Source organism: Salinisphaera aquimarina, assembly GCF_042643355.1.
Classification (GTDB): Bacteria; Pseudomonadota; Gammaproteobacteria; order Nevskiales; family Salinisphaeraceae; genus Salinisphaera; species Salinisphaera aquimarina.
The window spans coordinates 389,401-403,915 of the sequence record NZ_JBHRSS010000001.1 but is presented as its reverse complement, the minus strand read 5'-3'; the positions used below and the strand labels follow the sequence as shown (position 1 = coordinate 403,915).

Here is a 14,515-nt window from a genome sequence, read left to right as displayed (position 1 = left end):
TTATTCCTGCTCGTCCTCGCCCTCGTCCGCGCCTTCGTGTTCGCCGCAGGCCTGGGCCACTAGCAGGCTGCAGTCGAGACGGTCGAGCAATGACGCGCCGACCGAGCCCTGCCACCAGCGCGCCAGCACGCCGCGGCGCTGGTGGCCGACGACGACCAGATTCACGCGCAGTTCGTCGGCCAGACGGGTGATCTGATGCGCCGGCTCACCGGCGCGCAGATGGCCCTGGGCATCGATGCCGCGCCCCTTGAGCAGAGCCACGCCTTCAGCCAGGATCTTCTCCACGCGCTCGCGCTCGGCCTCGTACATGCTTTCGGTATAGAAGCCTTCTGCCGCCGCGACGGCGCCGGTCAATGGCACGACCGCCAGTAGATGCACTTCCACCTCGCCGGCACCCAGCAGGGGCAACGTACGCCGCAGCGCCACACGCCCCTGCTCACTGCCGTCATACGCGAGAAGAATCTTTTCGAAATTTTGCATGTAACACCCCCATCCAGGCTGCAATAACCATGGCCACCACAAACAGTAACGCCATGACCATGAAGGTCTCACGAAAGCCCGTTGTCAAGGCGCTCAATGATTGTGGCGCAGGATTGGCCTGATTGAACAGTCTGTGCAGATCGATCGTGTCGCCCATATTGGCGCCGACGCGCCACTGCAACAGCAGCGCGAACAGATTGACCCCGAATGCGCCACCCAGCTGGCGCGTGAAGTTGATCATCCCCGAGCCCTGATGGGTCAGCTGCGCGGGCAGGCTGCGCAGACCGTCGATATTCAGGGCCGGCATCATCACACCCAGCGCCATCCGGCCGAAGGCGATCCAGCCGGCGAGGGCAACAAACGCAGTAGCCGGATGGCTGAATGCAAGCCCGACCATGCCGATCGCGAACCCGCCGCAGCCCACCAGCATCAACCGGTGCGCCGGCATCCGGTCGGCCAACCGACCGGCGATCGGAAAGATCACGGTCAGTGCCAGCCCGGCGGGCATCATCACCAGACCGGTGGTGCCCGCCGAGAACTGCTGCACGCTTTGCGCCATCAACGGCAGCAGATAGGTCGATCCGTACAGGCCAGCGCCGTAGAACATCGCCAACAGGCTGGCCAGCGCAAAACGCGGATACGCTAGCACCGACAGATCGATCAGCGGCGCGCTCGCTTTCAAAGCGCGCAGGATGAACGCCAGCATGGCGAGCACACCGGTCGCGATCAGCACACAGCCGCGAACCGGCGTATCGGACAACTCGGACAGGCCGATCAGCAACAGCGCGAGGCTGGCACAGAGCAGGGCCAGCCCGAGCCAGTCGAAAGCCACCCGGCTGGGCGACACCTCGTCGACGAAATAACGACGCGCCCCCCACAGCGCGAGCAGGCCGAAGGGAATAGCCGGCAGGTAGATCACGCGCCAGGAAAACCAGTCGATGAGCACACCGCCGACCGCCGGTCCGATCGCCGGCGCAAGTACCACGCCCATGCCGTACATACCCAGCGCCTTGCCGCGTTCGCTGTCGTCGAAGACCTGAAAGATCATCACCAGCCCCAGCGGCTGGATGATGCCGGCGGTGGCGCCCTGGAGCACGCGCGCGGCGATCATCACGCTGCTGCTGGGGCTCATCGCGGCCAGCACACAGGCGGCCAGAAACACCCAGATCGCCAGCTCGAAGGTGCGCCGCTGGCCGAATCGCTCCATCACCCGGGCGCTGGCGAGCATGGTCGCGGTCATCGCCGCCATGAAGCCGGTCGCCAGCCATTGCGCAGCGATCTGGCCCATGCCGAAATCGGCCATGATCGGCGGGATCGCCACGTTCACGACCGTGGCATTCAGAACCACCGCGACCGTGCCCATGATCACGGTCAGCGTGACCGGCCATTTGCGCGCCGAAGCCGGCGGCGCTTCAGAGGCTCGCGAGCCGTTCACGAATGTCTTCGTCGGCGATCAGACGCTCGACCTGACTTGCGCTGGCGCGCTCCATGGGCCCGCCGTCCACCAGGCTGCGCGGGGCCTCGCGGATCTCGGTCGCGGCGAACAGCGTCGCCTCGAACGCATGGTCTCCGGCCACGAACCGGAACGCCGGATAGAAACGGTGCTCATCCCGGCTGACGCGATACCGGCGCTCGGCTATCTCGAACGGTATCCCCTGCGCCTGCAGGAAGAAATCGAAGGCCTCGGACTGCTCGGCAAATACGTGCAGCTGGATATCGGAATGGGCATCGGCCAGACCGGAGAGCACGTCGCCCACCAGGCGCGGCCTGAAGTCGGCGAACAGGCGCATGGCGTTGAGCGCCGCTTCACGCATGGCGCGCAATCGCAGCGGCTGCTCGTCGCCCGCGAACAGGCGCTGATGTTCGGCGAGCGCGGCCTCGATCTCGCTGTTCTTGGGCAGGATACTGTTTCTGACATCGATGCCCAGATGCTGGGCCGCCTTCTGCTTGGCGATCCGGAAATCACGAATCCCCTGCTCGGACATCAGTCGAGCCGCAAGCTGCGCCATGTGTTGACGCTGCGCCGCCTGTTTGCGCGCGCTGGCCATGATTCAAACTCCGCCTGTAGATCCGGCAAACCGTGGACCCCGGCCGGCGCTCTCCTGCCGGCCGTGTCGCAAGCGCCCGGAAAACTAGAAAAGCTGTTCCACCTCATTCGAAGGTGCATTCGCGCCGGAGCGCCTCGCTGCTGCCTCCGACGGCACGTGATCCGGCCGGAAAATTTCCGGAATCCCGCCGCCGTAGATCGCGCGCTCGCCGGTCTCCGGGTCGATCTGCACCGTCACCAGATCGGCCGGGCGTTTGGGTGGGTCCTCCGGCTTGCCGGCAAGCGCGCTACGCATGAAATCGACCCACATCGGCAGCGCAGCGTGGGCGCCGGTTTCGCTATGCCCCATGGGGGTGAGCTTGTCGAAGCCGACCCAGCTGATGCCCACGAGATCGGCGTTGAAGCCGACAAACCAGGCATCGATCTGATCGTTGGTGGTGCCGGTCTTGCCGGACAAGTCCGATCGCTTGAGCACGAGCGCCCGGCGGCCGGTACCACGGCGAATCACGTCGCGCATCATGTCGCCAACGAGATAGGCGTTGTCCGCGTCGATCGCGCGCGGCGCCAACCGCGACGCATCCTGGCTACCGCCCGAGGCCTGCAGCGCGGGACAATCGGCGGTGCTGTCACAGGCAACCTGGGGCTCGGCGATGAAGCGATCCTTGCCTCGCGCGTCGGTGATTTTCTTGATGTAATAAGGCTTGACGCGAAAGCCGCCGTTGGCGAACACGGCGTAACCCTGGGCCATCTGCAGCGGCGAGAACGAGGCGCTGCCCAGCGCCATCGACAGGTCGTGCGGCATCTGGTTGGCCGGCAGCCCGAACTGGCTGATGTAGTTGATCGCCTTGTTCACGCCCACGCTGCGCAGCAGACGAATCGAGACCAGATTGCGCGAATGCACCAGGCCTTCACGCAGCCGCGTCGGGCCGTAGATTCGGCCGCTGTAGTTCTGCGGGCGCCAGGCATTGTCGAGCCCGGGCGAGTCATAGACCACCGGTGCATCGTTGACCAGCGACGCCGTGGTGAAACCGTTGGCGAGCGCGGCCGAATACAGGAACGGCTTGAACGACGAACCGGGCTGTCGACGAGCCTGTACGGCGCGGTTGTACTTGGACAGCGAAAAATCGAAACCGCCGGCAAGCGCCTGAATACCGCCGTCGACAGGATCGAGCGCGACCATCGCCCCCTGCACTTCGGGCACCTCGGCCAACGTCCACGACTTGCTCTTGTCCTTTTCGCCGGTATACGCCAGCCGCACGACATCGCCCCGGGAGACGAGCTTGCTGGCCGGATCGCTCTTGCCGAGCCAGGGAATCTGCGATGCCGCCAGATTGACCTCGCCGTACTGTTCGGTCGCAAGACCGATGCTGCGCTTGCCGACGCTGGTAACCACGGCAGGCACGAGGCCGCCGGCGACGTTGAACTGTTCGAGCGCATTCTTGAGCGCCGTGGCGTCATCCACAACGCCAGCGTCCAGCGTCTTTTCCGGACCGTGCCACTTGTGGCGTTCGTCGTAACCCAGCAGCGCCCGCCGCAACGCACGGTTGGCGGCCCGCTGGCGGCTGCTGTCGAGGGTGGTGGTCACATCGAAACCCTGGGTATAGGCCTCGTCACCGAAGCGCGCCACGATATCCTGGCGCACCATTTCGGCAACGTAGTCGGCCTCGAAGCGGTCATCCGCGACCTTTGCCGTGGCGCTGACCGGCGCGGCCATCGCCTGCTTGAAGGCGTCGTCGTCGATTTCACCGAGTTCATGCATACGCGTGAGCACGTAGTTGCGTCGTTGCTTGGCACGCTCGGGATTGGCCATCGGGTTGTAGCGCGACGGTGCTTTCGGCAAGCCGGCGATCATTGCCATTTGCGCCAGGCTCAGTTCCTTGAGCGGCTTGTGGTAATACACCTGCGACGCCGCGCCCACCCCGTAGGATCGGTTGCCCAGATAGATCTTGTTCAGATAGATCTCGAGAATCTGTTCCTTGGTCAGCTTGGATTCGATCCGCAGCGCCAGGATGATCTCCTTAATCTTGCGCACATAGGTGCGGTCGTTGCTCAGATAGAGATTGCGCGCCAACTGCATGGTGATGGTGCTGCCACCCTGGGTCTTGCGCCCGGTCTCGACCAGGTTGATCGCCGCCCGGATGATGCCCTGGTAATCCACGCCCGGGTGGTCGAAGAAGCGGTCGTCCTCCGCGGCCACGAAAGCCTGGACCATGGCCGGCGGAATCTCATCGTAGGTTCGCGGCAGGCGCCGTTCGAGCCCGAATTCGCCGATCAGCTTGCGATCCGCGGTGTACACGCGCAGCGGCTCGTTGAGTTCCGGCTCGCCGATATCGCCGGCCTGCGGCAACTGCGGCCCGAAGTACAGATACACCCCACCGACCACGCACACGGCGAGCGTGGCCGCCGACAGCAGCCCGGCCATCAGAAATACAAGAAACTTCAAGGCGCGCGGCATCGCTTTCATCGGCAACGTACGGCTCGCGGGCCGCTCAGTGATAAAACCCGGCTCATGATACCGAGGCCCGCATTTTTTTGCGCGCGCCGGTCAGAGACGGCCGCAATCGGCCGATACCGGATTAGATGCGCGGATTCAAATGCTTAAATACACGACACAGCCGTTGCCAAGCGTTCGGTGTCGGGTATAGTTACACCCGGAGATTTGGCGTTGTGGGCGCGGTGCATCGTATGGCACACGCGTCCGTCGCGGGCCGTTGGGGAAACGGCACGTGGCGAAAACAGACGTGAAATCACTGCCTAGGGGGAATCGGATGGGGCGTTTCGAGCAATTCTTCAAGCCAAGAGCACGGCCGCTGCTGGGCGTGGATATCAGCGCGACGCGCATCAAATTACTCGAACTCGAAGGCCGCGCCGGCGCATACCGGGTACTCAGCTACGCCAGTGAAGCCCTGCCGCCCGAAGCGGTCGCCAACGACCAGATCGTCGATGCCGACGCGGTCGCGGCGGTCATGCGGCGTGTGCTCGATCGCAGCGGCACGCGCACCCGCGAGGCAGCGATCGCCGTATCCGGCCCAACCGTGATCAGCAAGATCATCGACATGCCCGCCGATCTCGACGAAACCGAGATGGAACAGCAGATCAGTTTCGATGCGGAGCAGTACATCCCGCACGCGATCGACGAAGTGAATCTCGATTTCCAGGTACTCGAACCCGACCCCGACAATCCCAGCGTCAATCGCGTGCTGCTGGTGGCCTGCCGCCGCGAGAACGTCGAAGCCCGTATCGGCGCGCTCGACATGGCCGGCGTGAAAGTCCGCGTGGTCGATGTCGAGGAATACGCCCTGCAGAACGCCTGCTCGCTGCTGATCGAACGCACGCCGGAACTGGGCGGGGAGACCCGTATCGCCGTGTTCGACGTCGGCGCCCAGCAAACCCGCCTGAGCGTTCAGCTCAACGGGCGCAGCACGTATTCGCGCGAGCTGTCCTTCGGCGGCCACAGCCTGGCCACGCGTCTTATCGAACGCCATGAACTCAAGGATATGGATCAGCTGCGCGGGCGCTTGCGTACCGGCGACCTGGACACGGAGGCCATCGCCGGCGAAATCACGGACTTCGCCGATCGCCTGGCGGGACAGATCGAGCGTGCGCTGCAGTTCTATATTTCGGCCGCATCGCGCGACGAGGATGTCGACCAGATTCTGCTAGTGGGCGGCGCTACGCTCTATCCGGGCCTCGAGAGCGCGCTGGCCAGCCGGCTGGACCGCCCGGTTAGCGTGGGCAATCCGCTTGCCGGCATGCTGGCAAGCAGCGCGGCGCGCCGCAATCACGTCGATCAGGAAGCACCGGCACTGATGGTCGCCGCCGGCCTCGCCATGCGGGCATCGCGATGAACAACCTGATCCGCATCAATCTGCTCGACTGGCGCGCGGCGGCACGCGAGGCTAAACGCAAGCGTTTTCTCACCCTCCTGGTGGCCGCGGCCCTGGGCAGTGTGGTCGTGGTCGGCGTGCTTCCGATGCTCTATTACAACCATTTGATCGATCAGCAGGAATCGCGCAATCAATACCTGCAGAATCAGATCACCACGGCCGATAAGCAGCTGGTGGAAATCCGTGCCCTGCAAAAAACCCGCGACGGCCTGATCAACCGCATGCGCATCATCGAGCAGCTGCAACAGTCGCGCTCGTCGATCGTGCACTACTTCGATCAGCTCGTGGCCACGATCCCCGATGGCGTCTATCTGACCGGGCTGCGCCAGCAAGGCAACATGACCACGCTCGACGGCGTCGCCGAATCCAATGCGCGGGTGTCCGACTACATGGTCAACCTGGACGACTCGGACTGGTTCTCCGATCCGCGCCTGATCGTCATCAAGAGCAGCGAGAACGGCCCGCAGCGTTTTGCCGACTTCACCCTGACGGTCACCAGCACCAACCCGAACATGCCCACACCGGCGCCGGATCTCACGACCACGCCGGCGGCCGGCCGAGTGAGTGCGCGATGAGAAAACTCGGCGATTACCTCGACGAACTCCGGGGTCTCGATCAGCACAACATCGGCAGTTGGCCGACCTGGGCCTACGGTTTCGCCATCGGCCTCGTTTCGGCGACTATTCTGGCCATTGGCACCTGGTATTTCGTGCTCCCCAAGCAGGATGAGCTCGCCCGTGCCGAGCGCAAGGAGACCGAGCTCAAACAGACATTCGAGGTCAAGCAGCGACTGGTGGCCAATCTCGGCGCCTACCGCGAGCAACTGGCCGCCATGCAGGAGCAGTTCGGTGCGCTGCTGCAGCAGCTGCCGAGCAAGACCGAAGTGCCACGGCTTCTCAACGATATCTCCCAGACCCGCCTGGCCAGCGGCCTGGAAGAAGAACTGTTCAAACCCAGACCGGAAGATCAGCGCGATTTCTATGCCGTGCTGCCGAACGATCTCATCGTCACCGGCGATTACCATGAATTCGGCCGTTTCGTCTCGGGCGTGGCCGCGCTTTCGCGCATCGTCACCATCGAGGATGTCAAGATCGAGCCGGTCAACGATAACAACGGCGGGGCGGGCAAGCTGCGCATGAGCGTCACCGCCAACACGTTCCGGTATCTCGAAGGCGGCGATAGCGTGACCAAGCCGGCGTCCAGGAAGGGTGCGCGATGAGGGCCGTCCGTCTTGCGTCAGCGCTAGGCCTGTGCCTGCTGGCCAGCGCCTGCAGCGGCGACAAGTCCGATTTGCAACACTATGTTGCGCAGATCAAGGCGCGGCCCGCGGCAGCGATCGAACCGATACCCCAGATCGCGCCTTATACACCTTATACCTACCGGGCCAATGAACAGCGGGCGCCATTTACGCCCAACATCCCCGATCGGAAAGTCCAGACCAGCAATGGCCTGACCCCGGATGTCGACCGCCCGCGCGAGCCGCTCGAAGCCTACCCGCTCGATGCCCTGCGCATGGTCGGCACGATCAGCCGTGCCGGCACGACCTACGCGCTCATCCAGGCGCCGGACAACGTGATTCACCGCGTGCACCGTGGCAATCACCTCGGCCAGAACTATGGCGAGATCGATGCCGTGTCGGACAGCGGCGTCATCCTGACCGAAATCGTGCCCGACGGCGCCAGCGGCTACGTCAAGCGCCCCGCCACGATCGCCCCAACGCGGTGAAAGAGAATCACACTATGAGCACATTGATTGCATCCACACGCAGAAACACGACGCGTGGGTCCGCGCTGCGCTGGATCCTGTGCGTCTTCCTGGTGGGCCTTGGCCTCATGCACATGGGCATGGGCAGCGCACAGGCGGCAAGCAACCGTCTGACCGGCGTCGATGCCGTGAGCACCAGCAACAGCGGTATCAATATCCGTCTCAAGCTCGATTCGGCCGCGCCGGTGCCCTCGGTGTTCACGGTCAACGAACCCGCGCGGCTGTCGATCGATCTGCCCGCAACAGAACTGGCCGTCGCGCAGCGTTACCAACGCATTGATCAGGGTCCGGTCCAGGCCATCGCCATGGCGGCCAGCAACGATCGCACCCGCGTGGTCATCGAGTTGTCGTCGATGGTCGACTACCAGGTCAATCGCCAGGGCAATGAAATCATTGTCGGCATCGGCAGCGGTGCGGCGCAAAGCGCGAGCAAGCGGCCGCTGCAGCCCGTCGCATCGTCTGCGGCGCCGGATACCGCCGCCCCGAGCGCGCCTGCGCCCAGTGGCCCGTCTGTCCGCGATATCGATTTTCGTCGCGGCGACAGCGGCTCCGGCCGTATCGAGATCTCGCTGTCGGGCGTGACCTCGCCCGTTAACGTCAGTGAGGAAGGCGGCCAGATCGTCGCCCAGTTGCCCGGCGTGGCCCTGCCCAACCGGCTGCAAAAACGCTTCGACGTGCTCGATTTCGCCACCCCGGTCAAGAATATCGACGCCACGGCACGCAACGGCGGCACGCGTATTGTTGTCACCCCGGTGGCCGGCGCCGACTTCGAACAGATTGCCTACCAGACCGGCGATCAGTTCTTCATCGAACTCCAGCCCTTGAGCGAAACCGAGAAGGCCCAGCGCGAGAAGGACACGCCGCGCTACACCGGCGAGAAGATCTCGCTGTCGTTTCAGAACATCGACGTGCGCTCGGTGCTGCAGATCATTGCCGATGTCGCCGACGTCAACATGGTCGTCTCCGACAGCGTGACCGGCAACATGGCCCTGCGCCTGGAAGACGTGGCCTGGGATCAGGCGCTCGATATCATCATGAATGCCAAGGGCCTTGGCATGCGCCGCGAGAACAACGTCATCACGATCGCGCCGCTGGCCGAAATCGCCGCGCGCGAGCAGGCCGAACTGGTAGCCCAGCAGGCGACCACCAATCTTGCCCCGCTGCGCTCCGAGATCATCCAGATCAACTACGCCCGCGCCGCCGATATCGCCAGCCTGCTGCGCTCGGGCAGTTCCAGCAATGCATTGGCGGGGCCCACTGGCCAGCCCGGGGTTCCCCCGGCCAACAACGACCTGTCGCTGATGTCCGCGCGCGGCCAGGTGACCGTCGACGATCGCACCAACAGCCTGCTGATCAACGAAACCCGCGAGAAGCTCGACGAAATCCGGCGCCTGATCAACCGTCTCGACATTCCCGTACGCCAGGTGCTGATCGAATCACGCATCGTCGTCGCCAACCGCGAGTTCTCGCGTAACCTGGGCGTGACCCAGGGCGTGACCGACAACGCCGCGTTCGAGTCACCCTCCGGCGGCAACTATCTGGCCAACTCCGGCTATACAGTGAACCTGCCGGTGGCCAACCCGGCCGGCACGATCACCACGTCGATCATCGGCGACACCTTCAACCTCGATCTCGCACTCTCCGCGCTCGAGTCCGAAAACCGTGGCGAGATCATTTCCGCACCGCGAGTGATCACCGCCAACGCCAAGGAAGCCAAGATCGAGCAAGGCGTGGAAATTCCGTATCTCGAAGCGGCCTCGAGCGGCGCCGCCACGGTGGAATTCAAGGAAGCCGTGCTCGGCCTGACGGTCACGCCGCAGATCACGCCCGACAGCCGCGTGATCATGGACCTGTTCGTCACCCAGGATACCCAGGGCGATACCATCAACGTGCAGGGTGGCGGCAGCGTACCGTCGATCAACACCCGCAGCCTGACCACGCAGGTACTGGTGGACGATGGCGAGACCGTCGTGCTCGGCGGCATCTACGAGCAGGAAAACCGGGATATCTCGGATCGGGTACCGATCCTCAGCGAAATCCCGCTGCTGGGCGTGCTATTTCGCGGCACCCAGCGCCAGCGCGACAAGCGCGAACTGCTGATTTTCGTGACGCCTAAAATTCTTCGAGACCAGTTGAGCTTGAAGTAACCGATAACAAAGCCTTTGGTTGTGGAACAGCCACCTGACAATTGATTGGGGCAATTCGTGAATAGAAAGCTTTACTTGATCGCCATTATTTTTCTGATCGCCCTGACTCTGTCTGCCTGTGGTGGGTCGACGTCCGGCTCCGACAGCGATGCGAACGACGACTCCGGCAACGGCGGAGGCGCCGACAATGGCGACGCGGTGAGTGACGTGAGTCAGCTGGATCTCATCGCCAGTGCTACGACTCTGACGTCCGCGGCTGTTCAGAACGAGAGCGGAGTCGTGCTGACAGCGATCGCGAGAGATAGCGATAACAATGCGGTTGCCGACCCGGACATCGAATTCAATGCCAGCAGTGGTCGTCTCGAACTGGATACGGGTACGAGTTCCAATGGGACCGCCACTGCCCTTCTCTACAATGACCCCGATCGCGCCAATCGCACGATCACCGTGACCGCCAGCAGTGGTGGGGTGAGCGACAGCATCCAGATCGAGGTCTCTGGAACAAGACTATCGATCGCCGGTCCGGATGCGGTAGCGACCGGCGATGATGCCCGGTTCACCGCAACGCTGGTGGATTCAAGTGGCGATCCGATCCAAGGGGCAGCCCTGACCCTGCAGTCCGAACTCAATCCGCCGGTCAGTGCCGGCACGGTAGATACGAACGCAAGTGGCGAAGCGACATTCCGTGTCACCGAAACCAACCCCGGCACCGACAACGTATCCGCGAGTGGGCGTGGAGCAACCGCCGTCAAAACAGTGAAAGTAGGCGGGGAAAGGATCACGTTCGTCACGGCCACAGACGAAGAACCGCCTACCGTAGGGACAGAACCTCTGCCACTCCAGGTGCGATACAGTGACGATAGCGGTCCGATCGTAGATCAACAGGTCGCTTTCACGGCTTCTCGTGGCGACCTGCGCCCAGAGTCACCGCCAACGAACGCGCAGGGTATTGCTGAAACGACACTGCAAAGCCGGGTCGCCGGCCCCAGCACCGTCACCGCATCTGCAGGCGGTGTCCAGGCATCGCGTACCATCAACTTCAGGGCGGCCGATCCCTCGACGCTCATTCTCAATGCCGCATCGACCACGCTGGCACCGAACGAATCGACCACGCTTCGCGTGACCGTTCGTGACGAGTTCAGCAACCTCGTCGAGGACGAGCGCGTCAACTTCGCCCTCGCTGGCGGCGGCTCTGGCACATTATCCTCGAGTCAGGCCTTGACCAATGACGCAGGCGTTGCCACGGTGACATACACTGCGGGCTCAAGTTCTGCGACCGAGCCCGTCGAGATCACCGCCACGGTGGCCGCGGATGATTCGATCACAGACAGCGCCAGCCTGACCATCGCCGGTGAAGCCCTCAGCATTCGTTTGGGCACCGGCTCGGCGCCCGATCTATCGACCGACGGAACCACCTATGCCTGGCCGTATGCGGTTCTCATCAGCGACGCTGCCGGAAACCCCGTGTCGGAGGCATCGCTACGGCTCAGTATTCGTTCGCAGGCCTACCAGGCAAGTGATAATCCGGACGGTTCGATCATATGCCCGTCGGAAGACATCAATAATAACGGTATACTTGACGCCGACGAAGATGACGGTGACGGCGACAATGGAAATGGCACACTTGAGCCGGGCCGCGTAGCAACCGTTCCCGTTTCGCCTACACTGGACGATTCAGGCGTAGCTCGCTTTGATGTCACTTATCTTTCGCGTTTCGCTCAACGAGTAGAGGTCGAGCTGACGGCCACGGCAGAAGCCGCTGGTAGCGAGGGTGCCGAGAGCCTGACCTTTGTGCTCGATGGTGCACGGGCCGGTACGAATCCGTTTGACAGCGATTGCTCGTCTTCTCAGACAACCAACTAGAAGCGTACTCGGAGTTACTGTTTGCAACGAGTCCTAATTTGATCACCAACTTTCAGACATAAATGGCAGCAAACCCGAACATCTATCTCGTCGGCCCCATGGGTGCCGGCAAAACCACCATTGGCCGGCGCATTGCCGAGATCAAGGGCATGTCCTTTGTCGACTCCGATCATGAAGTCGAGAATCGCACGGGTGTGGATATCTCCTTCATCTTCGACATGGAAGGCGAGGAAGGATTTCGCAAACGCGAGCGCGAGATGATCGCCGAGCTGTCGGAACAGCCGAATACGGTCATGGCCACCGGCGGCGGCGCCGTGCTCGATCCCGATACCCGTGATCTGCTGTCCGCGCGCGGCGTGGTCGTGTATCTGGAGACATCGCTCGAGCAGCAGCTGGCGCGTACCCGCAAGGCAAACAACCGCCCTATTCTCGAAGGTAGCGACGACGTCGAGGCGACGCTGGTCAAACTCATGGAAGAGCGCGATCCGCTGTACCGCTCGATTGCGGATATCGTGGTCGCCACCGGCGATCAGCAGGCGCGCCGTCTGGCGCGCGAGATCGTGGAACAGCTCGAAGCCATCGGGACTGCCTGATGCCCGCGGGGCCGCCCCGTGCCGACGAGTCGCTGGTCTATGCCGGGTTCTGGATCCGTGTATGGGCGTCGATCATCGATAGCGTGCTGGTGCTGATCGTGCTCTATCCGCTGGCCAGCCTGATACCCGGCGTCGGCACCGGCTGGTCCAGCTCGGGCGAACTCTTCAATCAGTACGGGCAGGTCAACTACGATGCCATGGGCATGACCGTACCGGGTCCACTGCATGTGTTGCTGTTCTGGGTATTGCCCGCCGTCGTTGTGATCATTTTCTGGATCGCCCGCTCGGCGACGCCCGGCAAGATGGCGATCGGCGCGCGCATCGCGGATGCCCGCACCGGGGGCAAGCCGAGCAGCGGCCAGATGATTCTGCGCTATCTGGGCTATTTCGTGTCGACGATTCCATTCTGTCTGGGCCTGATCTGGGTCGGGATGGATCGCCGCAAACAGGGCTGGCACGACAAGATAGCCCGGACCGTGGTCGTTCGCAGCCGCGAAGTCGCGCTGGCAACGGCGCGATTCGAGGGCGAACCGCCGTCAGACAATCAGGACAACTCCGGCTGGAAGAAATGACCATCGATCCCGTCAAACAAGCGGACCTGCGCGTTGCTCTGGGCGAGCGCAGCTACGATATCGCGATTGGCCCCGGCCTGTTGTCCCGACCTGACGCCTACGCGGGCGCCATCCACGGGCGACGCGTGCTGATCGTAACCAACGATACTGTCGGTCCGCTCTATCAGCAGACCGTGGCCGATGCACTCGCCGCCGCGCACGACGTCGATGTGCTCGCCCTGCCCGACGGCGAGGCCCACAAGACGCTGGGTACGCTCAATCTGATTTTCGACCGCCTGCTCGAGGGCAACTACGGCCGGGATGCCTGCATCGTCGCTCTGGGCGGCGGTGTGATCGGCGATATCGCCGGCTTTGCCGCGGCCAGCTATCAGCGCGGTATCGACTTCGTACAACTGCCCACGACTTTACTCGCCCAGGTGGATTCATCGGTGGGCGGCAAGACCGGCGTCAATCACGCGCTCGGCAAGAACATGATCGGCGCGTTTCACCAGCCCACCCGGGTCTTGATCGACGTGGACGTGCTCGAAACCCTGCCGCCGCGGGAATTCGCGGCCGGCATGGCGGAAGTCATCAAGTACGGGCTGATCCGCGACTCGGACTTCTTCGACTGGCTCGAAGCGAACATGGAAGCGATCAACGCGCGCGAGCCGGCACTATTGATCGAGATCATCCGGCGCTCCTGTGCCAACAAGGCCGAGGTGGTCGTCGCCGACGAGCGGGAAACGGGCCAGCGCGCCCTGCTCAATCTCGGTCATACTTTTGGTCATGCGCTCGAGGCCGAACTCGGCTACGGCACCTGGCTGCACGGCGAGGCGGTCGCTGCCGGCATGTGCATGGCCGCCGACACGGCCCGTCGTATCGGCTGGCTGGATGGCGCCCAGGTCGAGCGCATCGAACGCGTGATTGCCGCGGCGCACTTGCCGACCGCACCGCCAGCGGAGCTCGAATCGACTAGGATTCGCGCGCTCATGGCCCGCGACAAGAAGGTCAAGGCCGGCGAGCTGCGACTCGTGCTGATGCACGATATCGGTGCAGCGGTGGTCACCGGCGCGCACGGCGAGGCGCTCGACGCGACGCTGAACCATTATTTCGGGCACTGATCGGCCGCGCGGGCGCTTCTGGCGCGCTTCATGCAAGCCGATTGATTGCGCACCGGTCGCCT

13 protein-coding genes are annotated in these 14,515 nt (G+C 63.4%); 9 read left to right on the top strand and 4 right to left on the bottom strand.

All coding sequences use genetic code 11. The features are described from left to right. From ACFOSU_RS01885 to ACFOSU_RS01870, 4 genes are all read right to left on the bottom strand, one after another. Entirely contained in the window at nucleotides 1-480 is a 480-nt protein-coding gene (locus ACFOSU_RS01885; protein ID WP_380685887.1) for a universal stress protein, read from the bottom strand. Further along, entirely contained in the window at nucleotides 446-1,915 is a 1,470-nt protein-coding gene (locus ACFOSU_RS01880) for a DHA2 family efflux MFS transporter permease subunit (RefSeq protein ID WP_380685885.1), read from the bottom strand. The genes ACFOSU_RS01885 and ACFOSU_RS01880 overlap by 35 nt, the downstream gene beginning before the upstream one ends. Continuing rightward, a complete protein-coding gene (locus ACFOSU_RS01875; protein ID WP_380685883.1) occupies nucleotides 1,893-2,528 on the bottom strand; it encodes a hypothetical protein in 636 nt (211 codons plus the stop codon). The genes ACFOSU_RS01880 and ACFOSU_RS01875 overlap by 23 nt, the downstream gene beginning before the upstream one ends. A gap of 84 nt (nucleotides 2,529-2,612) precedes the next feature. After that, on the bottom strand, nucleotides 2,613-4,970 hold the full coding sequence (locus ACFOSU_RS01870; protein ID WP_380685880.1) for a penicillin-binding protein 1A: 2,358 nt from the start codon (nucleotides 4,968-4,970) through the stop codon (nucleotides 2,613-2,615). Between the two features lie 325 nt (nucleotides 4,971-5,295). Here ACFOSU_RS01870 and pilM point away from each other — a divergent pair, with 325 nt between their 5' ends. From pilM to aroB, 9 genes are all read left to right on the top strand, one after another. After that, nucleotides 5,296-6,375, top strand: coding sequence for a type IV pilus assembly protein PilM (gene pilM, locus ACFOSU_RS01865; RefSeq protein WP_380685878.1), 1,080 nt, complete (start codon nucleotides 5,296-5,298; stop codon nucleotides 6,373-6,375). Beyond that, complete coding sequence (locus tag ACFOSU_RS01860) at nucleotides 6,372-6,989, top strand: PilN domain-containing protein (protein ID WP_380685876.1); 618 nt, start codon at nucleotides 6,372-6,374, stop codon at nucleotides 6,987-6,989. The genes pilM and ACFOSU_RS01860 overlap by 4 nt, the downstream gene beginning before the upstream one ends. Next, nucleotides 6,986-7,633, top strand: coding sequence for a type IV pilus inner membrane component PilO (gene pilO, locus ACFOSU_RS01855; protein WP_380685874.1), 648 nt, complete (start codon nucleotides 6,986-6,988; stop codon nucleotides 7,631-7,633). The genes ACFOSU_RS01860 and pilO overlap by 4 nt, the downstream gene beginning before the upstream one ends. Further along, nucleotides 7,630-8,139, top strand: a complete 510-nt coding sequence (locus ACFOSU_RS01850; protein ID WP_380685872.1) for a pilus assembly protein PilP — start codon at nucleotides 7,630-7,632, stop codon at nucleotides 8,137-8,139. The genes pilO and ACFOSU_RS01850 overlap by 4 nt, the downstream gene beginning before the upstream one ends. Before the next feature lie 14 nt (nucleotides 8,140-8,153). Then, the gene (gene pilQ, locus ACFOSU_RS01845) at nucleotides 8,154-10,325 is read left to right on the top strand and encodes a type IV pilus secretin PilQ (protein ID WP_380685870.1); all 2,172 of its coding nucleotides are present in this window, start codon (nucleotides 8,154-8,156) and stop codon (nucleotides 10,323-10,325) included. A 57-nt stretch (nucleotides 10,326-10,382) separates the two neighbouring features. Continuing rightward, entirely contained in the window at nucleotides 10,383-12,188 is a 1,806-nt protein-coding gene (locus tag ACFOSU_RS01840; RefSeq protein WP_380685868.1) for an Ig-like domain-containing protein, read from the top strand. A gap of 62 nt (nucleotides 12,189-12,250) precedes the next feature. Beyond that, entirely contained in the window at nucleotides 12,251-12,781 is a 531-nt protein-coding gene (aroK, locus tag ACFOSU_RS01835; RefSeq protein ID WP_380685866.1) for a shikimate kinase AroK, read from the top strand. Then, nucleotides 12,781-13,353, top strand: coding sequence for an RDD family protein (locus ACFOSU_RS01830; protein WP_380685864.1), 573 nt, complete (start codon nucleotides 12,781-12,783; stop codon nucleotides 13,351-13,353). The genes aroK and ACFOSU_RS01830 overlap by 1 nt, the downstream gene beginning before the upstream one ends. Beyond that, nucleotides 13,350-14,453 (top strand): 3-dehydroquinate synthase, encoded by a 1,104-nt coding sequence (gene aroB / locus ACFOSU_RS01825; protein ID WP_380685862.1) that lies wholly within the window; start codon nucleotides 13,350-13,352, stop codon nucleotides 14,451-14,453. The genes ACFOSU_RS01830 and aroB overlap by 4 nt, the downstream gene beginning before the upstream one ends. The last annotated feature ends 62 nt before the right edge of the window (nucleotides 14,454-14,515 follow it).